The sequence below is a fragment of the Pseudomonas migulae NBRC 103157 genome, from assembly GCF_002091715.1.
Taxonomy (GTDB): domain Bacteria; phylum Pseudomonadota; class Gammaproteobacteria; order Pseudomonadales; family Pseudomonadaceae; genus Aquipseudomonas; species Aquipseudomonas migulae_A.
Window position 1 is genome coordinate 123,230 of record NZ_BDAG01000006.1, and the last position, 25,108, is coordinate 148,337.

The following is a 25,108-nucleotide window of genomic DNA, read 5'->3' on the forward strand; positions in this document are numbered from 1 at the left end:
GGAGACTGCGAACATGTTGCGTATCCTGCTGATCAACGACACCGCGAAGAAAGTCGGCCGGCTGAAAGCGGCCCTGACCGAAGCCGGATTCGAAGTGATCGACGAATCCGGCCTGACCATCGACCTGCCCGCACGCGTCGAAACGGTGCGTCCGGACGTGATATTGATCGATACCGAGTCACCGAGCCGCGATGTGATGGAGCAAGTGGTGCTGGTGTCCCGCGACCAGCCGCGGCCGATCGTGATGTTTACCGACGAACACGACCCCGACGTGATGCGCCAGGCGATCAAGTCCGGGGTCAGCGCCTACATCGTCGAAGGCATTCATGCACAACGCTTGCAGCCGATTCTCGACGTGGCCATGGCACGCTTCGAAAGCGACCAGGCCCTGCGCGCCCAACTGCACGCCCGCGACCTGCAACTGGCCGAGCGCAAGCGCATCGAACTGGCCAAAGGGTTGCTGATGAAGATGAAAGACTGCAACGAGGAAGAGGCCTACACCCTCATGCGCCGCCAGGCCATGAGCCGCCAGCAGAAGCTGATTCAGGTGGCCGAGCAGATTATTGCGATGAGTGAGCTGCTGGGCTGAGACTTCGTGGCTCCTTTGATGGCCCCTTCGACTTGCTCGCGAAGGGCAGCGACCCGGTCTCAAATTGTTGGCACAGATCTCGCTAAGTAATCCACACAGGTAACCAACGGCGGTTGCCCCACCTACGACAAAGACGTCGCTCACCTCATTTGCCCATGGCGAATCCGGTGGCGGCGTTTTTTTGTTTTGGCCCCACAGCCCGGGGCCGGTGGTGCGGCCGTTGCGGCGCCCCACCTGCAAGCTCATGACTCCTTCTCGAGACGACTCACAGCTGAGGTGTGCAATGAATTCAAGCTTCTGGAAATCCGGCCATACCCCGACACTGTTCGCGGCCTTCCTCTATTTCGACCTGAGCTTCATGGTCTGGTACCTGCTCGGCCCTTTGGCGGTGCAAATCGCCGCCGACCTGCACCTGACCACGCAACAACGCGGCATGGTGGTGGCTACGCCGATTCTGGCCGGTGCCATATTGCGCTTCATCATGGGCATGCTTGCAGATCGCCTGTCGCCGAAAACCGCCGGGCTGATCGGCCAGGTGATCGTCATCTGCGCCCTGTTCGGCGCCTGGAAACTCGGCATTCACAGTTACGAACAGGCGCTGCTGCTGGGCCTGTTCCTCGGCATGGCCGGCGCGTCTTTCGCCGTGGCGCTGCCGCTGGCTTCGCAGTGGTATCCGCCGCAGCATCAAGGCAAGGCCATGGGCATCGCCGGTGCCGGTAACTCGGGCACCGTGCTTGCGGCCCTGATCGCCCCGGTGCTGGCCGCCGCGTTTGGCTGGAGCAACGTGTTCGGCTTCGCCCTGATCCCGCTGATCCTGACCATCATTGTCTTCGCCTGGCTGGCCAAAAACGCACCTGAACGGCCGAAAGCCAAATCGATGTCCGACTACTTCAAGGCCCTGGGCGACCGCGACAGCTGGTGGTTCATGTTTTTCTACTGCGTGACCTTCGGCGGCTTCATCGGCCTGGCCAGCGCCCTGCCCGGCTACTTCAACGACCAATATGGCCTGAGCCCGGTCACCGCCGGTTACTACACCGCAGCCTGCGTGTTTGGCGGCAGTCTGATGCGCCCGTTGGGCGGTGCACTGGCCGACCGATTTGGCGGGATTCGCACGTTGCTGGCGATGTACACGGTGGCGGCGATCTGCATCGCGGCGGTGGGTTTCAACTTGCCGAGTTCCTACGCGGCGCTGGCACTTTTTGTGTGCACCATGCTTGGTCTGGGTGCGGGTAACGGCGCGGTGTTCCAATTGGTCCCGCAACGTTTCCGTCGTGAAATCGGCGTGATGACCGGTTTGATCGGCATGGCCGGTGGCATCGGTGGTTTCGCCCTCGCCGCAGGCATGGGCGCGATCAAGCAAAGCACCGGCAGCTATCAACTGGCCCTGTGGTTGTTCGCCAGCCTCGGCGTCCTCGCCTGGTTCGGTCTGCACGGCGTGAAACGTCGCTGGAGAACCACCTGGGGCTCGGCAGCCGTCACCGCGGCACGGGTGTGAGGGCTGAATGAGCCTGCAACTGAGTTTCGCCGAAGCCAGCGCCACGGGTCCACGCGAGGAGAATCAGGACGCCCTGCGCCTGGTCACTCCCGCGCCGGCGCTGGCGGCGAGCAAGGGTTATCTGTTCGCCATTGCCGACGGCGTCAGCCAGTGCGCCGATGGCGGGCTCGCCGCCCGTTCGACTTTGCAGGCGCTGGCGCTGGACTACTACGCCACCCCGGAAACCTGGGGCGTCGCCCAGGCACTGGATCGTTTGCTGCTGGCACAGAATCGCTGGTTGCAGGCCAATGGCGGTGGGCAACCGCTGCTGACCACTGTCAGTGCCTTGGTCATGCGCGGCAGGCGTTTTACCCTGGCGCATGTCGGTGACTGCAGGGTTTATCGCTGGCACGCCGATCAATTGCAGCGGATCAGCGAAGACCACGTCTGGGACCAGCCTGGCATGCAACATGTGCTCAAACGGGCGCTGGGCCTCGATCAACATCTGGTACTGGATTTTCTCGATGGCGAGTTGCGCCTCGATGAAAGTTTCGTACTGCTCAGCGATGGCATCTGGGCCGTGTTGGGTGACACCGCCATTGCGGCGATCCTGCGCGATCAACCGGATCTGCGCAGCGCGGCACAAACCCTGGTGAGTGCAGCGCATCTGGCGGGCAGCCAGGACAATGCCAGCGCGCTATTAGTGCGGGTCGACGCCCTCGGAGAAACGAACATCGGCGATGCCCTGATTCATCTGCAGCAATGGCCATTGCCGCCGCCGCTGAAACCGGGGCAGAACTTTGAGGGCTGGCAGGTCGAAGGAATACTCGGCCAGAGTCAGCAATCGCTGCTTTATCGGGTGCGCGACGCTCAGCAACAGCCCTGGTTGCTGAAAACCTTGCCCGGTGCACTGCGCGACGATCACCTGGCCGGGCAAGCGTTGCTGTCGGAAGAATGGTTTCTCAAGCGTGTAGCCGGTCGGCATTTTCCTGAAGTCCATGCCGCTCTTCAGCGTCAGCATTTGTACTACGTGATGCGTGAATACTCCGGCGCTACCCTGGCGCAACTGAGTGAGCGAAACGCAATGCTGCCGATGGCTCAGTGGCAGGACTTGGCGGAACGTTTGCTGCGGGCGGTCGGCATGTTGCATCGACGGCAGATTCTCCATCGCGACATCAAACCGGAAAACCTGCTGCTGGGGGACGACGGCGAGCTGCGCCTGCTGGACTTCGGCCTCGCCTACTGCCCCGGTCTGTCTGAAGATCAGGCCTCGGCCCTGCCCGGGACCCCCAGCTATATCGCGCCGGAAGCCTTTCGCGGCGACCCGCCTTCCGTGCAACAGGATTTGTATGCGGTCGGCGTGACCTTGTATTTCCTGCTCACAGGGCATTATCCCTACGGCGAAATCGAAGCATTCCAGCGACCGCGGTTTGGTGCACCGGTCAGTGCCAGTCGCTACCGGCCCGACCTGCCCGAATGGATCGCGCTAAGTCTGGAGCGCGCGGTGGCGGCGAATCCGGATGAGCGATATGAAACGGCGGAAGAATGGTTGCTGGTACTGGAACAGGGCGAGCGACGCAGTTTGAGTGTGCGACCAAAGCCTTTGCTGGAGCGCGAGCCGGTGAAGGTCTGGCGGACGTTGGCGCTGGGCTCGTTGCTGGTGAATCTGGTGCTGTTGGTTTTGGTGTTTCACGGCTGAACCGAGTCGCGTCCTTCGCGAGCAAGCCCGCTCCCACAGGGGGAACACATTCCAAATGTGGGAGCGGGCTCGCTCGCGAAGACGCAATGACAGCCAACACAAATCCACCGCCAGCCCGCTCCATTAACGGGCACCACGCTTCGATTCGGTGCAAGCGCAACGGTTGATAAAGTGCTCAGGGCCCATAAACCGGCCACCGGACAACTTGGCACAACCGCTGCATTACCTCTCTCAACTTACATAAAGCCCAGCCTTCAACGACGAAGGATGCGCTTCCCGAAATAACGGGACCAGGACAAAGGCGTCCTCGCTAGGCAACTAGCGGGACGCCTTTTTTTGTTTGCGCGAAATGTGTGCCGAGCCCCCCGGAGAACCTGATGAAAAAACTCAAACTGGTGATGATCGGCAATGGCATGGCCGGGGTTCGGACCCTGGAAGAGTTGCTCAAGCTGAGCAACGAGCTGTACGACATCACCGTCTTCGGCGCCGAACCCCATACCAACTACAACCGCATTCTGCTGTCGCCCGTACTGGCCGGCGAACAAACCTTCGAAGAGATCGTGCTCAACGATCTGGACTGGTACCTGGACAACAACATCAAGTTGCTGCTCAACCGCAAAGTGGTGGAGATCGACCGGGTCAAACGCCGGGTCATCGCCGAAGATGGCACCGAAGCCGAGTACGACCGCCTGCTGATCGCCACGGGCTCGACCCCGTTTATCCTGCCGATCCCCGGCAACACCCTGCGCGGTGTGATCGGCTACCGCGACATCGCCGATACTCAGGCGATGATCAACACCGCCAAAACCCACGAGCATGCCGTGGTCATCGGCGGCGGTCTGCTGGGGCTGGAGGCGGCCAACGGCCTGATGCTGCGCGGCATGCAGGTCACCGTGGTGCACAACGGAGAGTGGTTGCTGGAGCGACAACTGGACAACGTCAGCGGCCAAATGCTGCAAACCGCGCTTGAGGCCCGTGGCCTGAAGTTCCGCCTTCGCGAGCAAACCCGGGCCCTGCACGATGCCGGCAATGGCCGGGTCGGCTCGGTTGAGTTCCACAATGGCGACATCATTCCCGCCGACCTGGTGGTAATGGCCGCCGGCATTCGCCCCGCGACCGAGCTGGCGGAAAAGTCCGGCCTCCCCTGCAACCGCGGGATTCTGGTCAGTGACACGATGCAAACCTACGACCCACGGGTCTACGCCATCGGCGAATGCGCCAGCCACCGTGGCATCGCCTATGGCCTGGTCGCGCCACTGTTCGAACAGGCCAGAGTCTGCGCCAACCATCTGGCCCGGCTGGGGTTCGCCACCTACAAGGGGTCGGTGACCTCGACCAAACTGAAAGTCACCGGCATCGACCTGTTTTCCGCCGGCGACTTCATGGGCGGTGAAGGCACCGAAACCATCACCCTCTGCGATCCCATCAGCGGGATCTACAAAAAACTGGTGATTAAAAATGACGTGCTGGTGGGCGCCTGTCTGTACGGCGACACGGCAGATGGCGGTTGGTATGTCCGGCAGATTCGTGAGAACCAGGACATCGCTGAGCGCCGCGATCACCTGATGTTTGGTGAAACCCTGAAGGAAGCCAGCTGATGAACCGCCAGATCACCGCCTCCACTTGCTGCTATTGCGGGGTTGGCTGCGGCGTGCTGATCGAGCATGACGGCGAGCACATCCTCGGCGTCAGCGGCGATCCGACCCACCCGGCCAACTTTGGCAAACTGTGCAGCAAGGGCTCGACCCTGCACCTGACCGGTGACCTCGCGGCCCGAGCGCTGTATCCGGAACTGCGCCTCGGCAAAGGCCTGGCCCGCAGCCGCACCGATTGGGACACGGCCCTCGATCACGCCGCCAGTGTCTTCGCCAAAACCATTGCCGAACACGGCCCGGACAGCGTGGCGTTCTACATCTCCGGGCAACTGCTGACCGAGGATTACTACAGTTTCAACAAACTGGCGCGAGCGCTGGTCGGCACCAACAACATCGACAGCAATTCACGGTTGTGCATGTCATCGGCAGTGGTCGGCTACAAGCGCAGCCTCGGTGCCGATGCACCGCCATGCAGCTACGAAGACCTGGAATCGAGCGACTGCGTGATGATCGTCGGCAGCAACATGGCCTACGCCCACCCGGTACTGTTTCGTCGCCTGGAAGAGGCAAAATCCCGCCGGCCACAGATGAAAGTCATCGTCATCGACCCACGTCGCACCGACACCTGCGACCTGGCTGACCTGCATCTGGCGATTCTTCCGGGCACCGATGTCGCGTTGTTCCATGGGATTTTGTACCTGTTGCTGTGGGAAGACTGGATCGACCGCGACTTCATCCAGGGCCACACCGAAGGGCTCGCCGAACTGAAAGACCTGGTTCGCGACTACACCCCGCCGATGGTTTCGCAGCTGTGCGGGATCAGCGTTGAACAACTGCAAGAATGTGCCGAGTGGGTGGGCACCTCGCCGAGTTTCCTGTCGTTGTGGTGCATGGGCTTGAACCAGTCCACCGCGGGCAGTGCGAAAAACAGCGCGCTGATCAACCTTCACCTCGCCACCGGGCAGATTGGCCGTCCGGGTGCAGGACCTTTCTCCCTGACCGGTCAGCCGAATGCCATGGGTGGTCGCGAAACCGGCAGCCTGTCGAACTTGCTGCCGGGCCATCGCGAAGCGGCCAACGCCGAACACCGAGCAGAAGTGGCAACCTACTGGGGCGTAGACCAGTTACCTGAAACCACCGGGCTCACCGCTATCGAGCTGTTTGAGCAGGTTCGTAGCGGAACCATCAAAGCTCTGTGGATTGCCTGCACCAATCCCGCGCAATCCATGCCGGACCAGACCGCCGTGCGCGCAGCCCTGGAAGCCTGCCCGTTCGTGGTGTTGCAGGAAGCCTTTCGCACCACCGAAACCGCCGCGTTCGCCGACCTGCTGTTGCCTGCCGCCAGTTGGGGTGAAAAGGACGGTACGGTCACCAACTCCGAACGGCGGATTTCCCACGTCCGCCGTGCGATTGTCGCCCCCGGAGAAGCACGCTCAGACTGGGCGATCACGGTGGATTTCGCACAGCGTCTGGAAAAACATCTGCGTCCCGGGCAGGACAGCCTGTTTGCGTTCGAAGCTGCGGCGCAGATCTTCGATGAGTACAAGCAATTGACTCTTGGCCGAGATCTGGACCTGTCCGGCATCAGCCATGAGCTGATCGACCATCTCGGTCCGCAGCAATGGCCCTTTCCTGCAGGCGCCAGCGAAGGTACGGCCCGTCTGTATGTGGACGGCGTTTTCCCGACCGCCAACGGACGCGCCCGGTTCATCGCCGATCCGTATCGCGCCGCCAGAGAACAACGCGATGGGCAGTTCCCGCTGACCCTGATTACCGGCCGCCTGCGGGATCAGTGGCACGGCATGAGCCGCACTGGCACGGCCGCGCAGTTGTTCGGTCATGTGAGCGAAGCCGTGTTGAGCCTGCACCCGGATGAACTGCACCGCCATGGCCTGCAACCGGGTGAGCTGGTCAGCCTGAAAAGCCGTCGCGGCGCGGTCATTGTTGCCGTCGGCAGCGATGACAGTGTGCGCCCCGGCCAGGCCTTCCTGCCCATGCACTGGGGTGATCGCTTCCTGAAGGGGGGTGTCAATTCGATCACCCAACCGGCGTTTGATCTGTTGTCGAAACAGCCTGAACTCAAACACACCGGCGTAAGACTTGACCCGGTAAACCTGCCCTGGAACCTTTTCGTCTTGGTCGAGGGTGATATCCAACAGCATTTTGAGACGCTACGACCACTCTGTGAGGCGTTTTCCTACGTCAGTCTCAGCCTCGCAGGCCGTGAACGCCCTGCGCTGCTCATACGCGCTTCCAGCGCCGCCGCGCCAGATCCGCAATTGCTGCGTGACATCGACCGCTGCCTGAAGCTCAACGACGGGCCAGTACTGGCCTATGACGACCCTCAACGCTCCATCGGTAAACGGGTGCGGATCGAGAACGGCCGAATTACCGCGATTCGTCTCGCCGGCGAAACCCTCGCGCAGCACTGGCTGCAGGATCTTTGGCACGAAGGTCGCGTCGACCAGCAACTGCGACGCTGGCTGCTCGCACCGCTGAGCGCGCCGCCAGGTAACGCCAGCGCGCCGACCGCCGGCACCCGGACCCTGTGCAACTGCAAAAACGTCAGCCAGAACGCAGTCTGTGCCGGCATTCGCCGAGGACTGGACTTGCAAGGTTTGAAACAAGAATTGGGTTGCGGTACGCAATGCGGCTCCTGCGTCCCGGAAATCAAGCGTTTGTTGGCTGCCACCGCGCAGCCGATCGCCGTCATCTCGTGAGGAAAACACTATGAACGCAAAAGTCTGGCTGGTGGGTGCAGGTCCTGGCGACCCGGAATTGCTGACCCTCAAGGCTGTTCGAGCGTTGAGCGAAGCCGAAGTGGTGTTGATCGACGATCTGGTGAACGAAGCCGTGCTTGAGCATTGCCCACAGGCGCGAATCATTGCCGTGGGCAAACGCGGCGGCTGTCGCTCCACGCCTCAGGCGTTCATTCATCGATTGATGCTGCGTTATGCCCGTCAGGGCAAATGCGTGGTACGGCTCAAGGGCGGCGATCCGTGCATTTTTGGTCGCGGCGGTGAAGAGGCGCAGTGGTTGCGCGAGCGCGGGGTCGATGTCGAGCTGGTCAATGGCATCACTGCCGGGCTTGCCGGTGCGACGCAATGCGATATCCCGTTGACTCTCAGGGGTGTGGCGCGGGGTGTGACGCTGGTGACGGCCCACACGCAAGATGGCAGCAGTCTGAATTGGCAAGCCTTGGCTCAAGGCGGCACGACATTGGTTATCTACATGGGCGTGGCGAAGCTGAGTGAAATTCGCGAGCAGTTGCTGATAGGAGGAATGGCGGCGGATACCCCGGTGGCAATGATTGAAAACGCTTCCCTGCCACACCAACGGGAATGTCGCAGCGATCTGACCGCGATGGAAGAGGATGCCTGCGCCTTTGAGCTGAAGAGCCCGGCCATTCTGGTGATTGGCGCGGTGGCCGCCCACACAAGTCACTGTAGGAGCGAGCTTGCTCGCGAAGAACCTGAGAACGCCGCGGCGTGTCAGGCTTAACGCGTCATCGTTGACGACCATCGTCGGAACGCCCGGAGACAAGCTCGCGCCTACAAACGACGTGAAACCCAAATCGCAGACAAAGAAAAGCCCGGCCTAAGCCGGGCTTTTCTCAGAGCTGCGGGCTAATTACTTAGCTTGAGCTTCAACCTGCGCTTCTACGCGACGGTTAACAGCGCGACCAGCTTCAGTTTTGTTGTCAGCAACTGGGCGGGATTCGCCGTAGCCAACAGACTGAACGCGGGACGATTCAACACCGTACTGGTTGGTCAGAACTTGCTTAACGGCGTTTGCACGACGCTCGGACAGTTTCTGGTTGTAAGCGTCAGGACCGACGGAGTCAGTGTGACCTTCAACAGTAGTGGTGGTGGATGGGTACTGCTTCATGAAGTCAGCCAGGTTCTTGATGTCGCCGTAGCTGTTGGTTTTAACAACAGATTTGTCGAAATCGAACTTAACGTCCAGCTCTACACGAACAACTTCAGCAACTGCTGGGCAGCCATCAGCATCAACAGTTACGTTGGCTGGGGTGTCCGGGCACTTGTCAACGTTGTCGCAAACGCCGTCGTTGTCGCTGTCGGAGCAGACTTCAGCCGGTGCTGGAACTGGAGCAGCAGCTGGCTTGGAGCCGCCACCGAAGTTCACACCGATACCGACGCTAGGAGCCCACTCGGTGTCGCCCTGGTCGATGTTGTACTGAGCTTCAACGCCGGCACGAGCGTAGAAGTTGTCTGTGAAGTACAGCTTGGCACCGCCGCCAACGTTGGCGAAGGTGGAACCGTTACGACCACCGCGATCGTTCTGACCGATGCTCTGATCGGAGAAGCCGGCCGAAACGTACGGACGCAGCATGTCGCCTGGGTTGTTGAAGTGGTACAGAGCGTCCAGGGCGGTGTTGGAGCCCTTGATGTTCTTGCCCGACTCGCTACGAACGTTGTGAACTTCGTCGTAGCCCAGACGCAGTTCAACGTCGTCGGTCAGGAAGTAACCAACCGAACCACCGAACAGGTTGCCGTCGTTTTTGAAATCGCGCTGGCTATCGTAATACTCTTTCTTTGCAAAGCCTTCGATTTCAACTGCGCCTTGGCCTTGTGCCAGTGCGCCGAACGAAGTGGCTGCAATAAGAGAACCAATGGCCAAGCCCAAGGTGTTTTTCAGTTTCATCCGTTAAATCCCCATCTGGTGATTGTGAAGCAGTCCCGCAAACCGGGGGACAACTCGGCGGCAAGTCTATCAGAACTTGCCTACACGTAAGAGATATTTGCGCCGAACTAAGTTTCAGCAATACCTGCAAATTTCTCACGCAATTTGTCTAGAGCGCGTTTGTAACGCATTTTTGTTGCACTCAAACCCATGTGCATGATGTCTGCGATCTCCTGAAACTCCAGCTCTGCGACAAATCGTAGCACCAGAATTTCACGGTCAATCGGGTTCACATACACCAGCCAGCGATCAAGTCCGCCCTTCTCCTCGGGTTTCGGCGCCTTCTCTTCAGACGCTTCCTCGAGGGGGTCCAGACTCAAAGCATCCATCAAGCGACGCTTTCGCCGTTCTTTCCGATACTGCGTGATGCACTCGTTGTACGTGATGCTATATAGCCATGTCTTGAACTTCGATTTCCCCTCGAAGTTCTTCAGGCCATACAACACCTTCAACATCACTTCCTGACAGACATCGTCTGCATCGCGATCGTTCCCAAGATACCGTGCACAGACGTTAAATAATGTTCGTTGGTAACGCCGCATCAATTCTTCATAGGCGCGCGTTACGTGAAACAGCTCGGTATGCGAGCGCGCGACCAACTCCTCATCAGAGAGCTCGCGGGGGTCGTAGCGCGTGGAGAGCGTTTGAGCTTTATTCAAAACAAGTCGGGCCGACAGTCAGGTCAATGTCCGCCGCAGCCCCTCGGGGCATTTTGCGGCGGCATACATTAGCAGGGTTTGCCGGGTTAGCGGCTACTCACATGCTGCTCCAGGAGAATCCGATTGGAGAGAGAGACTAGCTCACCCTCATCGGTCAGCAATGTGGTTTTAACCGTGCCGATCTCTTCGATCTGACCTTCGACCTCGCCAACACGCACTTGTTGCCCAACCTGATACAACTCACGCACATAGATGCCCGCAAGAATCTGACCGGCAATTTCCCGGCTTCCCAAACCCATGGCCAGCGCAACCGCCAGACCAACGGTAATCAATACGATCACAATGACATGGTTCAGCAGGTCGGTCTTGACCTCCAACTGGCTGATCGCGACCGAAATACTGATGATAATCACCAGGCCCTGGGCGATTCGCCCCAGCCCAGCGGCGTAATCCAGCCCTACGCCTTCTGCCGCTCCCCGTACCAGCCCATTGGCCAGTTGTGCCAGCAAAACACCCACCAGCAGCACCAGCGCAGCGCCGAAAACTTTCGGCAAATACAGCGCAAGCATGTCCAGCGTAGCTGAAACTCGCTCAAGTCCAAGGGATTCTGCGGCCGAAACCAGAAAAATCAGCAGAACGAACCAATAGACAATTTTGCCAATCAGCGTCGAAATCGGCACTTGAAGGCCGGCCCGGGACAGCAATTTTGTCAGACCGGTACCGCCCATCAGGCGATCGAGCCCAAGCTTGGCGAGCAACTTTGACAGCAAAGTGTCCAAAAGTTTCGCAACGACAAAACCCAACAGCAGCACAACCAATGCGCCGAACAGGTTCGGAATGAAATTCGCAACCTTGGTCCATAACGCAGTCATTGCAGTGACGAGGCTCTGAGTCCAGAGATCAAGTTCCATATTCAATCAGCCTTATCAGCAGTGCGAACGGTAGGTTTACGGTGACGTGAAACCGGCGAAACATGCGCCGATCCGTTATTCAGGGCGATCATCAGCGCGGGCAACCAGCGGCCCAGCAGGCTGAAAAGATCACCGGCGCCGACCTGGCGGTTGGCGGTTTTCAGGACACGCCCGAGGCACGCATCGTCGTCACGGGTGGACGGTGAGGCGTTCAGCATGTCGCGCAAAGACTGTTCAAACGGATCGTGCATACGCACCTCTCGTGATGTCTGTGAAAGACGCGGTCAGATTTGCACGGGTCACATGGCTCATCGTCAGACCCAGCGCAAACGTCGGAATAACCACCACTGCCCCAGTGCCACCGAAACCATCATCAGGCAGGCAATCAGGAAGCCATAAGGGCTGGCAGAGAACGGAATTCCCCCCACGTTGATCCCCAAAAGACCGGTCAGAAAACTCATCGGCAAAAAGATTCCGGTGATGATCCCGAAGCGGTACATCGTGCGGTTCATGCGCACGCTCAAACGTCGGTCTTCAGCCTCCAGGACCAGCCCCACGCGCTCCCGGGTCAACTCCAGCTCCTCGAGATAGCGGGTCAGGCTGTTGTTCAATTCGTTCCAGTAATCGCCGTCATCTTCGACAAACCAGGGTAGTTTTATCCGCGTCAGCTGTCCGAAAATTTCCCGCTGCGGTGCCAGAAAACGTTTCAGCGCAGCCGCCCTTCGACGGATCTGCAAAATGGAGTCATGTTCGGGTGTATACCGTTCGTCGGTATCCAGTTTCTCTTCTTCCTCATCGACCACTTCCGAGAGGCAACCGACCAGATCCTGCACCTTGTTGGTGAGGAACTGAGCCATATAAAGGATGAGTTCGGAGGCAGTTTTCGGTCCTTTGCCTTCGCCGAGCTGCACCAGCAATTCATCGGTGGCACGCAACGGACGCAGGCGCAGGGAAATCACCCGCTGTGCCGAGGCGAAAATCCGCACCGAGACCATGTCTTCCGGTTCGGCCCCCGGATTCAGATTGACCCCGCGCAAAAATAGCAGCAGTTCGCTGTCGGAAAGCTGTAAGAGACGCGGACGGGTGTTTTCTTCGAGCAGCAAATCACAGCTGAATTCACTCAGACCGCTGGATTTGCGCAGCCAGGTCTGGGTTTGCGGGTGACTGCGATCCCAGTGCAGCCACAGGCTTTCATGCGCCTGCAGCTGCAAGTCATCGAGTTCTGTCCGGGCTATCGAACGCGCACCGCCTTTACCATCCAGCACCAGGGCATGCACCAGCCCCCACTGCGCGTTTTCTTCCTCGAACATCCTCACCCCTTTGCTTGGCTCAACGTTTATTCAGGCATCTTCAGTGGGCTTGGCGAGATGATCACGCCGTTATTGTCCGCATAGATGTATTCGCCTGGACGGAACGTCACACCGGCAAAAGTCACCACCACGTTGAGATCGCCGAGCCCGCGCCGGTCGGATTTCCTCGGGTGGCTGGCGAGGGCCTGAACGCCAAGATCGGTCTGCGCGATGATGTCGACGTCGCGGATGCAACCGTAGATCACCAGCCCTTCCCAACCGTTGTTCGCGGCTTTCTCGGCCAGCATGTCGCCCAGCAACGCATGACGCAAGGAACCGCCACCGTCGACCACCAGCACTTTGCCATTCCCCTTGAGCTCGACCTGCTCCTTGACCCGCGAGTTGTCTTCGAAGCACTTGATGGTCACGATTTCGCCGCCGAAGGAATCACGGCCGCCGAAATTGCTGAACATCGGTTCGAGCACCTGCACCAGTTCCGGATAGGCGTCGCACAGGTCAGGCGTGATGTAATGGTTCATCGAGAAACTCCTGTAAAGAGGAAGACAATCGAGGATGTCGTAAAGTGACCGGAAAAGCTCAATGCGTCATATCTTAGCCGCAAGCCGATCAGAGCGAAATGCCCTTGATAGAGCATCAGGCTCAGACTGCCGCCGCCAAATCCGGCTTGTCTCCCGACAACGGGGTGTGCTGATCCGCCAACCAGCGCGCCACCAATGGCCAGACCTCAGTCTGCGCCGCTTTGCTGACGAGCATTTCCACGTGACCGAAGTTGTCGCCAAAGCCCTGCTCACGACCGAGGTTGATGAATTGCTTGTGCTCGGAGCCAACCTGGTCAAATAACTTGCGGCAGGCCCACGCAGGGTCCTGGTGGTCGCCTGCCGCACTCACCGCCAGTACCGGCAAGCGGACTTCGGCCAATCCGGCCCACCAGTCCTTGTCGGCATCGCCAAAGCGCCCGAACAGACCGTACCAGCGCATGCTTTCCAGGGCCAGGCCAATCGGCTCGTCCTCCGGGCCGCGCTTGAGCCGTGAACCGGATAGCTGGGCGAAACGCTTGAGAATGAAGCGCCCGCTCCACTCGACCGGCGGGATCTTCAACGGCCAGTAGGTGCGGCTGACTTGCGTACCAAAGAACGCCGCAGAGGCCACAACCGGTTCGCCGATGTACTCGCCACCGAGCGCCGCCGCCAGGGTAATCCCGCCCAGCGAATGGCCGATCCAGTGCGGCACCTGGCCGCTCTGCTCACGCACGAACGCGCCAATGGCCGGCAGATCGTAACGAGCGTAGTCGGAGACGCGGTTTTTACGGTAGTTCTGGTTGCGCTGGGACAGGCCATGGCCGCGCATTTCCGGAATCCATACATCGAACCCCAGGCGAGCCAGGTAAGCCCCGAGTCCCAGCCCCTTTGGAGAAAACCAGAAGCGCCGGTTGGAAAAACTGCCGTGCAACAGAATCACCGGCACGCCCCCGTGCGCGGGCGCATCCGCCATGCCTAAACGGGTCACCGCCAACTCCACAGTGCCATCAGGACTGTTGCCGGGTTTCAAACGATAGACGTCTTCGCTCAGATCGCCGCGCCGCTCGGCGCTGATCAGGGCGACAGGAAATAGGTTGCTGCTGCTTTGCATAATGCTCTTGCACAAAAAAGGGCGGCATCCTTGAGGAGCCCGCCCTACTTCAATCTCTTAAAACGGCCCCCCCCCTGTAGGAGCAGAGCTTGCTGGCGATGGCGATTTTGAAGACGCCATCGCGGGCAAGCCTGCTCCTACAGTGAGCGAGCCGTTCCCACACCATCACGCCGAAGCTTGACCTTCCGCCAGGAAGAACCAGGTTTCCAGTACGGAATCAGGGTTCAACGAAACGCTTTCGATACCCTGTTCCATCAGCCATTTGGCCAGATCAGGGTGGTCCGAAGGGCCCTGACCGCAAATGCCGATGTACTTGCCGGCCTTGTTGCACGCGGCAATGGCGTTAGCCAGCAGCTTCTTGACCGCCGGATTACGCTCGTCGAACAGGTGAGCGATGATCCCGGAGTCACGATCCAGGCCCAGCGTCAGCTGAGTCAGGTCGTTGGAGCCGATGGAGAAGCCATCGAAGAACTCGAGGAATTCTTCCGCCAGAATCGCGTTGGACGGCAGTTCGCACATCATGATGATGCGCAGACCGTTCTCGCCGCGGGCCAGACCGTTTTCAGCCAGCAGGTCGACGACCTGGCTCGCTTCGCCCAGGGTACGGACGAACGGCACCATGATTTCGACGTTGGTCAGGCCCATCTCGTTGCGCACACGCTTGAGGGCGCGGCATTCGAGTTCGAAGCAGTCACGGAACGATTCGCTGATGTAACGCGAAGCGCCGCGGAAGCCCAGCATCGGGTTTTCTTCTTCCGGCTCGTAAAGCTTGCCGCCGATCAGGTTCGCGTATTCATTGGACTTGAAGTCCGACAGTCGCACGATGACCTTTTTCGGCGTGAACGCTGCCGCCAGGGTGCTGATGCCTTCCACCAGTTTGTCGACATAGAAGTCGACCGGATCGTTGTAACCGGCGATGCGCTTGTCGACGCTGTCCTTGATTTCCTGCGGCAGGCCGTCGTAGTTCAACAGCGCTTTGGGGTGCACACCGATCATGCGGTTGATGATGAATTCCAGACGGGCCAGGCCCACACCGGCGTTCGGCAGTTGCGCGAAGTCGAAGGCGCGGTCCGGGTTGCCGACGTTCATCATGATCTTGAACGGCAGGTCCGGCATGGCATCGACGGAGTTCTTCTTGATGTCGAAGCCCAGTTCGCCTTCGAAGATGTAGCCGGTGTCGCCTTCAGCGCAGGAAACGGTCACGCCCTGGCCGTCTTTCAACAGCTGGGTGGCGTTGCCGCAACCGACCACGGCCGGGATGCCCAGCTCGCGAGCGATGATCGCTGCGTGGCAGGTACGGCCGCCACGGTTGGTGACGATGGCGCTGGCGCGCTTCATGACCGGCTCCCAGTCCGGGTCGGTCATGTCGGAAACGAGAACGTCGCCCGGCTGGACTTTGTCCATCTCGGACACGTCCTTGATGATGCGAACCTTGCCGGCGCCGATGCGCTGGCCGATGGCGCGACCTTCAACCAGCACGGTGCCGGTTTCTTTCAACAGGTAACGTTCCATGACGTTGGCCTGGGTGCGGCTCTTCACGGTTTCGGGACGGGCCTGAACGATATAGAGCTTGCCGTCGTCGCCGTCTTTGGCCCATTCGATGTCCATCGGGCACTGGTAGTGCTTCTCGATGATCATCGCCTGCTTGGCCAGCTCGCTGACTTCGGCGTCGCTGAGGCAGAAACGTGCGCGATCGGCCTTGTCGACGTCAATGGTCTTGACCGACTTGCCGGCCGTGGCGACTTCGCCGTAGATCATCTTGATCGCTTTGCTACCCAGGTTACGGCGCAGGATGGCCGGACGGCCAGCCTCGAGGGTTTGTTTGTGGACGTAGAATTCGTCCGGGTTCACCGCGCCTTGTACGACGGTTTCACCCAGGCCGTAGGCGCCGGTGATGAACACCACGTCACGGAAGCCCGATTCGGTATCGAGGGTGAACATCACGCCGGCGGTGCCGGTTTCGGAGCGAACCATGCGCTGCACGCCAGCCGACAGGGCCACCAGCTTGTGATCGAAGCCCTGGTGCACGCGGTAGGAAATGGCACGGTCGTTGAACAGTGAAGCGAACACCTCTTTGGCGGCGCGAATGACGTTTTCGACACCACGGATGTTCAGGAAAGTTTCCTGCTGACCGGCGAAGGAAGCGTCCGGCAGGTCTTCGGCAGTAGCGGAAGAGCGCACGGCCACGGCCATGTCAGGGTTGCCGGCCGACAGCGTGGCGAACGCGGTGCGGATCTCGGCGTTGAGCTTCTCGGGGAATTCGGCTTCCATGATCCATTGACGGATCTGGGCGCCGGTCTTGGCCAGGGCGTTGACATCATCGACGTCCAGGGCGTCGAGGGCAGCGTGGATCTGATCGTTCAGGCCGCTCAGTTCCAGAAAATCACGATAAGCCTGAGCTGTCGTGGCGAAGCCACCGGGCACCGATACACCGGCACCTGCAAGGTTACTGATCATCTCGCCCAGGGATGCGTTCTTGCCCCCTACGTGCTCTACATCATGGACGCCGAGCTTATCGAGGGAAACTACGTACTCTACCAAGGTGATCTCTCCACTAACTGTGTTGGAAAAGCTCAGAAGCCGGCGCTCTAAAGGAGCATTTGCCAGCTGTATGGCCTGGACCTGGAAAATAAGTGAGAATGCGGGCCAATGGCGGCCGGCAAATCGCGCCTATCATATCCAAGATTCGTCACTAGCTTAAGGCCCAAGGTGCAAATGAAACGATCTGCTTTCTTTATCTCCGATGGCACCGGCATCACAGCCGAAACCCTGGGTCAAAGCCTCCTGGCGCAGTTCGAAAACATTACCTTCAGCAAATTCACGCGGCCGTACATCGACAACGTGGATAAAGCGCGGGCCATGGTACAACAAATCAACAAAGCCGCCGAAACCGACGGCTTCCGGCCGATTATCTTCGATACCATCGTCAATCAGGACATTCGTGAGATCCTCGCAACGTCCAATGGTTTCATGATCGACATTTTCTCGACCTTCCTGGCACCGCTTGAACAGGAACTGACCGAGCATTCTTCCTACACCGTCGGCAAGTCTCACTCGATCGGCGGCAACTCCAATTACATGGAGCGCATCGAGGCGGTGAACTTCGCCCTCGACAACGACGACGGTGCACGCACGCATTATTACGACAAGGCCGACCTGATCCTAGTGGGCGTGTCGCGTTGTGGTAAGACACCGACGTGCCTGTACATGGCGATGCAATTCGGTATTCGCGCGGCCAACTACCCGCTGACTGAAGACGATATGGAGCGCCTGACCCTGCCAAACGCCCTGCGCGCCCACCAGCACAAGCTGTTCGGCCTGACCATCGACCCGGACCGCCTCACCGCGATCCGCAACGAGCGCAAGCCCAACAGCCGCTATTCGAGCTACGCGCAGTGCGAGTTTGAAGTGCGCGAGGTGGAGAATCTGTTCCGCCGCGAGAACATTCCGAACATCAACTCCACGCATTTCTCCGTTGAAGAAATTTCGGCGAAGATCCTCGTTGAAAAAGGTGTTGAGCGGCGGTTCAAGTAATTTTTTAGCGCCTGTTCGGTCGCCTTCGCAAGCAAGCCCGCTCCCACATTTCTGTGCCCACCGAAGATCAAATGTGGGAGCGGGCTTGCTCGCGAAGAACGATGACGCGGTCTTAAATCACGAACAAATCCACAAACCGGTTCACCGGTGTTGCCTCAAGCCGCGCCTGGTCCTTGCACAATGCAAATATCTCGGCACTGCGCTGCGCCGTAAAGCGCGTCGCCAGGTTCGCCTTGAACTTGTCCTCCAGCAGCGGAATACCGTCCGCACGGCGCCGACGATGGCCGATCGGGTACTCGACCACCACCTTCCCGGTGCTTGAACCGTCCTTGAAAAACACCTGTATCGCATTGGCAATCGAGCGTTTGTCCGCCTCCAGGTATTCGCGGGTGTATTGCGGGTCTTCGACGATGACCATTTTCTCGCGCAGCACATCGATGATCGGATGCGCCGCATGGAAGTCATCTTCGTATTGCTCGGCCACCAGATTGCCGAAGGCCAGCGGGACGGCGGTCATGTACTGGATGCAGTGATCACGGTCTGCCGCGTTGGCCAGCGGGCCGACCTTGGAAATGATGCGGATCGCCGACTCGTGGGTGGTGATGACGATTCTGTCGATCTCGTGCAGGCGATTCCTGACTTGCGGATGCAACGTCACAGCCGCTTCGCAAGCCGTTTGTGCGTGGAATTCGGCCGGGAAGCTGATTTTGAACAGCACGTTTTCCATCACGTAGCTGCCATATGAACGGGTAAAACCGAAGGCACGCTTGTCTTCGGGCTTGAGCGCCAGGTCGTTGTTGGTGTGGCTGAACAACACGTCGTAGAAGCCCCACTGTCTGGCGGTCAGTACACCGGGAATGCCCATCTCGCCCCGCATTGCGATGTCCGCCAGACGTACGCCTCGACTGGTCGCATCACCCGCCGCCCAGGATTTGCGTGAACCGGCATTCGGCGCATGCCGATAGGTGCGCAACGCTTGCCCGTCAGCAAAGGCATGGGACAACGCGGACAGCAACTGCTCGCGATTGGCGCCCATCAGTTTGGCGGTAACGGCGGTCGAGGCAACTTTCACCAGGATGACGTGATCAAGGCCGACACGATTGAAGGAGTTTTCCAGCGCGATGACGCCCTGAATCTCGTGGGCCATGATCATCGCTTCAAGTACGGCGCGGACGGTCAGCGGCGCGTCGCCATTGGCCAGGCGCTTTTGCGACAGGTGATCGGCCACCGCGAGAATGCCACCGAGGTTATCGGACGGATGGCCCCATTCGGCGGCGAGCCAGGTGTCGTTGTAATCGAGCCAGCGCACGATGCAGCCGATGTCCCACGCGGCTTTGACCGGATCGAGACGATAGCTGGTGCCGGGTACGCGGGCGCCGAACGGGACGACGGTGCCTTCGACGATCGGGCCCAGGTGTTTGGTGCATTCGGGAAAGCGCAGGGCCAGCAGGCCGCAGCCGAGGGTATCGATCAGGCAGTTACGGGCGGTGTCCAGCGCTTCCCCGGACTCGATCTTGAAGTTGAGGACGTAATCGGCAATGTCCTGCAGGACGCTGTCGTAGTCGGGGCGGTTGTTCAGGTCGACGTTGGCGCTCATGTTCGATTCACTCTTGAAGTGGTTCGTTGAGGGGACCTCGGTTCAGGGTAATCAGATTCTTATAATTGAAATGCACTCTCTGTAGGAGCCGGCTTGCTGGCGATCCAGGCAACGCGGTCTTGTCTGATACACCGAGTTGTCGGGATCGCCAGCAAGCCGGCTCCTACAGGTGGGTGTGTTGGATTAGAAGGAATCGCCCGGCACGCGCACGAAGCCTTCCATCAACACCCGCGCACTGCGGCTCATGATGGCCTTGTTCACGGTCCATTCACCGTTCACCTGGCTGGCCTCGGCGCCGACGCGCAACGTCCCGGACGGATGCCCGAAGCGCACGGCATTGCGCTCGATGCCGCCGGCGGCAAGGTTAACCAAGGTGCCGGAAATCGCCGCTGCCGTACCGATTGCGACCGCAGCGGTGCCCATCATCGCGTGGTGCAATTTGCCCATCGACAGAGCGCGTACCAGCAGGTCGACATCACCCGCCTTGATCGCCTTGCCGCTGGACGCCACGTAATCCGCCGGCCTGGCCACAAACGCAACCTTCGGCGTGTGCTGCCGCCTGGCCGCTTCGTCAAGGTTCGAAATCAGTCCCATGCGCAACGCACCATAAGCACGGATGGTCTCGAACATCTGCAGTGCTTTCGGATCGCCATTGATCGCACCTTGCAGCTCGGTGCCGGTGTAACCGATGTCTTCGGCATTGACGAAAATAGTCGGAATACCGGCATTGATCATGGTCGCCTTGAAAGTCCCGACGCCGGGCACTTCAAGGTCATCCACCAGGTTGCCGGTAGGGAACATTGAACCGCCACCGCCCTCTTCTTCCGCTGCCGGGTCCATGAATTCGACCTGCACTTCGGCCGCCGGAAAGGTCACGCCGTCGAGTTCGAAATCACCGGTTTCCTGAACCTCACCGTTGGTGATCGGCACATGGGCGATGATGGTCTTGCCGATGTTGGCCTGCCACACGCGCACCACCGCCACACCGTTGTGCGGGATGCGGCTGGCGTCCACCAGACCGTTGCTGATGGCGAACGAACCGACCGCCGCCGACAGGTTGCCGCAGTTGCCGCTCCAGTCCACGAAAGGCTTGTCGATGGAGACCTGACCGAACAGGTAGTCGACGTCGTGATCAGCCTTGATGCTTTTCGACAGGATCACGGTTTTGCTGGTGCTGGAGGTCGCGCCGCCCATGCCGTCGATTTGCTTGTCGTATGGGTCGGGGCTGCCGATCACGCGCAGCAACAAGGCGTCGCGCGCCGGGCCGGGAATCTGTGCCGCTTCGGGCAGGTCTTTCAGGCTGAAAAACACGCCTTTGCTGGTGCCGCCGCGCATGTAGGTGGCGGGGATTTTGATCTGGGGTGCGTGAGCCATGGGTGCTCCTTCAAGACAGGCACGGGACTTGAAGCCCCGTGCCCGCACTGGGTGATTTAGACGGCGACCGCCGATTCTTCGAGGAAGTCCTGTGCGAAGCGTTGCAGCACGCCGCCGGCCTCGTAGATCGACACTTCTTCAGCGGTGTCGAGGCGGCAGGTCACCGGCACTTCGACGCGCTCACCGTTCTTGCGATTGATCACCAGCGTCAGTTCGGCACGTGGCGTGCGTTCGCCAATCACGTCGTAGGTTTCGCTGCCGTCGATGGCCAGAGTGTGGCGGTTGGTGCCCGGCTTGAACTCCAGCGGCAACACGCCCATGCCCACCAGGTTGGTGCGGTGGATGCGCTCGAAACCTTCGGCGGCAATCGCTTCCACGCCTGCCAGACGCACGCCCTTGGCCGCCCAGTCGCGGGACGAACCCTGACCGTAGTCGGCGCCGGCAATGATGACCAGCGGCTGCTTGCGTTCCATGTAGGTTTCGATGGCTTCCCACATGCGCATGACCTTGCCTTCCGGCTCGACACGGGCCAGCGAACCCTGCTTGACCTTGCCGTTTTCCTGGACCATTTCGTTGAACAGTTTCGGGTTGGCAAAGGTGGCGCGTTGCGCGGTCAAATGGTCGCCGCGATGCGTCGCGTAAGAGTTGAAGTCCTCTTCCGGCAGGCCCATTTTCGCCAGGTACTCGCCGGCGGCGCTGTCGAGCATGATCGCGTTCGACGGCGACAGGTGATCGGTGGTGATGTTGTCCGGCAGCACCGCCAGCGGGCGCATGCCCTTGAGCGGACGCGCGCCGGCCAATGCGCCTTCCCAGTACGGAGGACGGCGGATGTAGGTGCTCATCTCGCGCCAGTCATACAACGGCGTCACTTTCGGGCCGGTGTCTTCATGGATGGCGAACATCGGGATGTAGACCTGACGGAACTGCTCCGGCTTGACCGAGGCTTTCACCACCGCGTCGATTTCTTCGTCGCTCGGCCAGATGTCCTTCAGACGGATTTCCTTGCCGTTCGCATCCAGGCCCAGCACATCTTTTTCGATGTCGAAACGGATGGTGCCGGCGATGGCGTACGCGACCACCAACGGCGGCGAAGCGAGGAATGCTTGCTTGGCGTAAGGGTGAATCCGACCATCGAAGTTGCGGTTACCGGAGAGCACGGCGGTGGCGTACAGGTCGCGGTCGATGATCTCTTGCTGGATCACCGGGTCCAGCGCGCCGGACATGCCATTGCAGGTGGTGCACGCGAAAGCCACGACGCCGAAACCGAGTTGTTCCAGTTCGTCCGTCAGGCCCGCTTCATCGAGGTACAAAGCGACGGTTTTCGAACCCGGCGCCAGGGACGATTTGACCCATGGCTTGCGGGTCAGCCCGAGCTTGTTGGCGTTGCGCGCCAGCAGGCCGGCCGCGATCACGTTGCGCGGGTTGCTGGTGTTGGTGCAGCTGGTGATGGCGGCGATGATCACCGCGCCGTCGGGCATCTGCCCCGGCACGTCATCCCACTGGCCGGAGATGCCTCGCGCGGCCAGATCGGAGGTGGCGACGCGGGCGTGCGGGTTGCTCGGGCCCGCCATGTTGCGCACCACCGAGGACAGGTTGAAAGTCAGGCCGCGCTCGTATTGCGCGCCCTTCAGGCTGTCGGCCCACAGGCCCGTGGTCTTGGCGTAGTTCTCGACCAACTGCACCTGCTCGTCTTCACGGCCGGTGAGTTTGAGGTAGTCGATGGTCTGCTGGTCGATGTAGAACATCGCTGCGGTGGCGCCGTATTCCGGGGCCATGTTGGAAATGGTAGCGCGGTCGCCGAGGGTCAACGCGGAGGCGCCTTCGCCGAAGAATTCCAGCCATGCGCCAACGACTTTTTGCTTGCGCAGGAACTCGGTCAGCGCCAGCACCATGTCGGTGGCGGTGATGCCTGGCTGCAGCTTGCCGGTCAGCTCGACGCCGACGCTTTCCGGCAGACGCATCCACGATGCGCGGCCGAGCATAACGCTTTCGGCTTCCAGACCACCGACGCCGATGGCGATCACGCCCAGCGCATCGACATGCGGGGTGTGACTGTCGGTGCCGACGCAGGTGTCGGGGAACGCCACGCCATCGCGCACCTGAATCACCGGAGACATTTTCTCCAGGTTGATCTGGTGCATGATCCCGTTGCCGGGCGGAATCACGTCAACGTTCTTGAACGCTTTCTTGGTCCAGTTGATGAAGTGGAAACGGTCTTCGTTGCGACGGTCTTCGATGGCGCGGTTCTTCTCGAACGCGTCCGGATCGAAACCACCGCGCTCGACGGCCAGGGAGTGGTCGACGATCAGTTGTGTCGGCACCACCGGGTTCACTTGCGCCGGGTCGCCACCTTGCAGGGCGATGGCGTCACGCAGGCCGGCGAGGTCGACCAGCGCAGTCTGGCCGAGAATGTCGTGGCACACCACGCGGGCCGGGAACCATGGGAAGTCGAGGTCGCGTTTGCGCTCGATGAATTGCTTCAGGGATTCGGTGAGCGTGGACGGGTCGCAGCGACGCACCAGGTTTTCCGCCAGCACGCGGGAGGTGTACGGCAGAGTGTCGTAGGCGCCGGGCTGGATGGCTTCGACTGCCGCACGGACGTCGAAGTAATCCAGATGGCTGCCGGGCAGCGGTTTACGGAATTCAGTGTTCATCGTCAGGACTCGGTCACGGTGGTTTCAAAAGGCGAGGCCTGGCACCGATCTTGAAATTAACATCGCCCCTGTACGAGCAAGCTTGCTCGCGATAGCGGTATATCTGTCGACATCAATGTTGAATGTCAGACCGCCATCGCCAGCAAGCCGGCTCCTACAAGGGGATCTGCGTTGAATTCAGATCCCAGGCCCACCCCGGTCAGCGTTGTTCGATTGGCACGAACTTGCGCTGTTCGACGCCGACGTACTCGGCGCTCGGGCGGATGATGCGGTTGTTGGCACGTTGTTCGAACACATGCGCCGCCCAGCCGGTCAGGCGCGAGCAGACAAAAATCGGCGTGAACAACTTGGTCGGAATCCCCATGAAGTGGTACGTCGACGCATGGTAGAAGTCAGCGTTCGGGAACAGTTTTTTCTGCTCCCACATGGTTGCGTCGATGGCTTCGGAAACCGGGAACAACACCGTGTCGCCCACTTCGTCGGCGAGTTTTTTCGACCAGCCCTTGATCACTTCATTGCGCGGATCGTTGTCCTTATAGATCGCGTGGCCAAAGCCCATGATCTTGTCCTTGCGCGCCAGCATGTCGAGGGTGCCCTCGACCGCCTCTTCAGGCGAAGAGAAGCGTTCGATCATTTCCATCGCCGCTTCGTTGGCGCCGCCGTGCAGCGGGCCGCGCAGGGAACCGATGGCCGCCGTGATGCAGGAGAACAGGTCGGACAGGGTCGATGCACACACCCGAGCGGTGAAGGTCGACGCGTTGAACTCGTGTTCCGCGTAGAGGATCAGCGAAACGTTCATCACTTTGACGTGCAACTCGCTTGGCTTCTTGTCGTGCAGCAAGTGCAGGAAGTGGCCGCCAATGGATTGTTCGTCGCTCACGCAGCTGATGCGTTTGCCGTCGTGGCTGAAGCGATACCAGTAGCACATGATCGCCGGGAACGCGGCCAGCAGGCGGTCGGTTTTGTCGTGCTGCTCGGAGAAATCTTTCTCTGGTTCGATATTGCCCAGGAACGAGCAACCGGTGCGCATCACGTCCATCGGGTGGGCGTCGGCGGGGATGCGTTCCAGCACTTCCTTGAGCGCTTGCGGCAGGTCGCGCAGCTTGCCCAGTTTGCTGATGTAGGCGTCCAGTTGCGCCTGGGTCGGCAGTTCGCCGTACAGCAGCAGGTAGGCCACTTCTTCAAACTGGGCGTCAGCCGCCAGTTCGCGAACGTCGTAGCCGCGATAGGTCAGGCCTGCGCCCGACTGGCCCACGGTGGACAGTGCGGTTTGCCCGGCAACCTGGCCACGGAGCCCGGCGCCACTGAGTACTTTTGCTTCGGCCATTGCTGTCTCCAGTTTTCTTGAATTTGTTAGGGAATCGGCAAATTTGGGTGTT

Annotated in this window: 18 protein-coding genes and 1 pseudogene; 7 read left to right on the forward strand and 12 right to left on the reverse strand. The window is 60.1% G+C overall.

What is annotated here, in order from left to right; all coding sequences use genetic code 11:
- Positions 1 to 13 precede the first annotated feature (13 nt).
- The 6 genes and pseudogenes from PMI01S_RS07040 to cobA all read left to right on the forward strand — a co-directional run bounded on the left by PMI01S_RS07040 (position 14) and on the right by cobA (position 8,858).
- Complete coding sequence (locus tag PMI01S_RS07040; RefSeq protein WP_084318725.1) at positions 14 to 589, forward strand: ANTAR domain-containing response regulator; 576 nt, start codon at positions 14 to 16, stop codon at positions 587 to 589.
- 283 nt (positions 590 to 872) lie between these two features.
- A complete protein-coding gene (locus tag PMI01S_RS07045) occupies positions 873 to 2,084 on the forward strand; it encodes a nitrate/nitrite transporter (protein ID WP_084318727.1) in 1,212 nt (403 codons plus the stop codon).
- A gap of 7 nt (positions 2,085 to 2,091) precedes the next feature.
- Positions 2,092 to 3,762, forward strand: a complete 1,671-nt coding sequence (locus PMI01S_RS07050; RefSeq protein WP_084318729.1) for a bifunctional protein-serine/threonine kinase/phosphatase — start codon at positions 2,092 to 2,094, stop codon at positions 3,760 to 3,762.
- 377 nt (positions 3,763 to 4,139) lie between these two features.
- Positions 4,140 to 5,339, forward strand: a pseudogene (locus PMI01S_RS07055) (NAD(P)/FAD-dependent oxidoreductase); the annotation flags it as partial.
- Between the two features lie 20 nt (positions 5,340 to 5,359).
- Complete coding sequence (locus tag PMI01S_RS07060; RefSeq protein ID WP_084318733.1) at positions 5,360 to 8,077, forward strand: nitrate reductase; 2,718 nt, start codon at positions 5,360 to 5,362, stop codon at positions 8,075 to 8,077.
- 10 nt (positions 8,078 to 8,087) lie between these two features.
- On the forward strand, positions 8,088 to 8,858 hold the full coding sequence (cobA, locus tag PMI01S_RS07065; RefSeq protein WP_084318735.1) for a uroporphyrinogen-III C-methyltransferase: 771 nt from the start codon (positions 8,088 to 8,090) through the stop codon (positions 8,856 to 8,858).
- 129 nt (positions 8,859 to 8,987) lie between these two features.
- On the opposite strand, the gene PMI01S_RS07070 is transcribed toward cobA, so the two are convergent.
- The 8 genes from PMI01S_RS07070 to ppsA all read right to left on the reverse strand — a co-directional run bounded on the left by PMI01S_RS07070 (position 8,988) and on the right by ppsA (position 17,111).
- Positions 8,988 to 10,022, reverse strand: a complete 1,035-nt coding sequence (locus PMI01S_RS07070; RefSeq protein WP_017337464.1) for an OmpA family protein — start codon at positions 10,020 to 10,022, stop codon at positions 8,988 to 8,990.
- A gap of 107 nt (positions 10,023 to 10,129) precedes the next feature.
- Positions 10,130 to 10,720 (reverse strand): RNA polymerase sigma factor SigX, encoded by a 591-nt coding sequence (sigX, locus tag PMI01S_RS07075; protein WP_011333251.1) that lies wholly within the window; start codon positions 10,718 to 10,720, stop codon positions 10,130 to 10,132.
- Positions 10,721 to 10,806: 86 nt separating this feature from the next.
- Positions 10,807 to 11,631, reverse strand: a complete 825-nt coding sequence (locus tag PMI01S_RS07080; RefSeq protein ID WP_008027407.1) for a mechanosensitive ion channel family protein — start codon at positions 11,629 to 11,631, stop codon at positions 10,807 to 10,809.
- Between the two features lie 2 nt (positions 11,632 to 11,633).
- Positions 11,634 to 11,882, reverse strand: coding sequence for a hypothetical protein (locus tag PMI01S_RS07085; protein WP_007944521.1), 249 nt, complete (start codon positions 11,880 to 11,882; stop codon positions 11,634 to 11,636).
- A 63-nt stretch (positions 11,883 to 11,945) separates the two neighbouring features.
- A complete protein-coding gene (cmaX, locus tag PMI01S_RS07090) occupies positions 11,946 to 12,941 on the reverse strand; it encodes a divalent cation transporter CmaX (RefSeq protein WP_084318737.1) in 996 nt (331 codons plus the stop codon).
- 26 nt (positions 12,942 to 12,967) lie between these two features.
- Complete coding sequence (gene rraA, locus PMI01S_RS07095; protein ID WP_084318739.1) at positions 12,968 to 13,459, reverse strand: ribonuclease E activity regulator RraA; 492 nt, start codon at positions 13,457 to 13,459, stop codon at positions 12,968 to 12,970.
- 121 nt (positions 13,460 to 13,580) lie between these two features.
- Positions 13,581 to 14,570 carry an alpha/beta fold hydrolase gene (locus PMI01S_RS07100; RefSeq protein ID WP_084318741.1) on the reverse strand — a complete coding sequence of 330 codons (990 nt, stop codon included), beginning with the start codon at positions 14,568 to 14,570 and terminating at the stop codon, positions 13,581 to 13,583.
- A gap of 165 nt (positions 14,571 to 14,735) precedes the next feature.
- Complete coding sequence (ppsA, locus tag PMI01S_RS07105; RefSeq protein ID WP_084318743.1) at positions 14,736 to 17,111, reverse strand: phosphoenolpyruvate synthase; 2,376 nt, start codon at positions 17,109 to 17,111, stop codon at positions 14,736 to 14,738.
- A 174-nt stretch (positions 17,112 to 17,285) separates the two neighbouring features.
- Here ppsA and ppsR point away from each other — a divergent pair, with 174 nt between their 5' ends.
- Positions 17,286 to 18,104 (forward strand): posphoenolpyruvate synthetase regulatory kinase/phosphorylase PpsR, encoded by an 819-nt coding sequence (gene ppsR, locus PMI01S_RS07115; protein WP_084318745.1) that lies wholly within the window; start codon positions 17,286 to 17,288, stop codon positions 18,102 to 18,104.
- Positions 18,105 to 18,216: 112 nt separating this feature from the next.
- On the opposite strand, the gene prpD is transcribed toward ppsR, so the two are convergent.
- The 4 genes from prpD to prpC all read right to left on the reverse strand — a co-directional run bounded on the left by prpD (position 18,217) and on the right by prpC (position 25,056).
- Positions 18,217 to 19,701, reverse strand: a complete 1,485-nt coding sequence (gene prpD, locus PMI01S_RS07120; RefSeq protein ID WP_084318747.1) for a 2-methylcitrate dehydratase — start codon at positions 19,699 to 19,701, stop codon at positions 18,217 to 18,219.
- Positions 19,702 to 19,884: 183 nt separating this feature from the next.
- The gene (gene prpF, locus PMI01S_RS07125; protein WP_084318749.1) at positions 19,885 to 21,075 is read right to left on the reverse strand and encodes a 2-methylaconitate cis-trans isomerase PrpF; all 1,191 of its coding nucleotides are present in this window, start codon (positions 21,073 to 21,075) and stop codon (positions 19,885 to 19,887) included.
- A 56-nt stretch (positions 21,076 to 21,131) separates the two neighbouring features.
- The gene (gene acnD / locus PMI01S_RS07130; RefSeq protein ID WP_084318751.1) at positions 21,132 to 23,729 is read right to left on the reverse strand and encodes a Fe/S-dependent 2-methylisocitrate dehydratase AcnD; all 2,598 of its coding nucleotides are present in this window, start codon (positions 23,727 to 23,729) and stop codon (positions 21,132 to 21,134) included.
- Positions 23,730 to 23,928: 199 nt separating this feature from the next.
- Positions 23,929 to 25,056, reverse strand: a complete 1,128-nt coding sequence (prpC, locus tag PMI01S_RS07135; RefSeq protein WP_084318753.1) for a bifunctional 2-methylcitrate synthase/citrate synthase — start codon at positions 25,054 to 25,056, stop codon at positions 23,929 to 23,931.
- Positions 25,057 to 25,108: the final 52 nt, after the last annotated feature.

Bases quoted from the DNA above. Each gene is read 5' to 3' on its own strand.
- PMI01S_RS07040 (WP_084318725.1), top strand. From the start codon at position 14: ATGTTGCGTATCCTGCTGATCAACGACACCGCGAAGAAAGTCGGCCGG.
- cmaX (WP_084318737.1), bottom strand. From the start codon at position 12,941: ATGTTCGAGGAAGAAAACGCGCAGTGGGGGCTGGTGCATGCCCTGGTG.
- prpD (WP_084318747.1), bottom strand. From the start codon at position 19,701: ATGAGCGCCAACGTCGACCTGAACAACCGCCCCGACTACGACAGCGTC.
- PMI01S_RS07060 (WP_084318733.1), top strand. From the start codon at position 5,360: ATGAACCGCCAGATCACCGCCTCCACTTGCTGCTATTGCGGGGTTGGC.
- PMI01S_RS07050 (WP_084318729.1), top strand. From the start codon at position 2,092: ATGAGCCTGCAACTGAGTTTCGCCGAAGCCAGCGCCACGGGTCCACGC.
- PMI01S_RS07080 (WP_008027407.1), bottom strand. From the start codon at position 11,631: ATGGAACTTGATCTCTGGACTCAGAGCCTCGTCACTGCAATGACTGCG.
- cobA (WP_084318735.1), top strand. From the start codon at position 8,088: ATGAACGCAAAAGTCTGGCTGGTGGGTGCAGGTCCTGGCGACCCGGAA.
- PMI01S_RS07085 (WP_007944521.1), bottom strand. From the start codon at position 11,882: ATGCACGATCCGTTTGAACAGTCTTTGCGCGACATGCTGAACGCCTCA.
- prpF (WP_084318749.1), bottom strand. From the start codon at position 21,075: ATGGCTCACGCACCCCAGATCAAAATCCCCGCCACCTACATGCGCGGC.
- PMI01S_RS07045 (WP_084318727.1), top strand. From the start codon at position 873: ATGAATTCAAGCTTCTGGAAATCCGGCCATACCCCGACACTGTTCGCG.
- PMI01S_RS07100 (WP_084318741.1), bottom strand. From the start codon at position 14,570: ATGCAAAGCAGCAGCAACCTATTTCCTGTCGCCCTGATCAGCGCCGAG.
- prpC (WP_084318753.1), bottom strand. From the start codon at position 25,056: ATGGCCGAAGCAAAAGTACTCAGTGGCGCCGGGCTCCGTGGCCAGGTT.
- PMI01S_RS07070 (WP_017337464.1), bottom strand. From the start codon at position 10,022: ATGAAACTGAAAAACACCTTGGGCTTGGCCATTGGTTCTCTTATTGCA.
- ppsR (WP_084318745.1), top strand. From the start codon at position 17,286: ATGAAACGATCTGCTTTCTTTATCTCCGATGGCACCGGCATCACAGCC.
- rraA (WP_084318739.1), bottom strand. From the start codon at position 13,459: ATGAACCATTACATCACGCCTGACCTGTGCGACGCCTATCCGGAACTG.
- acnD (WP_084318751.1), bottom strand. From the start codon at position 23,729: ATGAACACTGAATTCCGTAAACCGCTGCCCGGCAGCCATCTGGATTAC.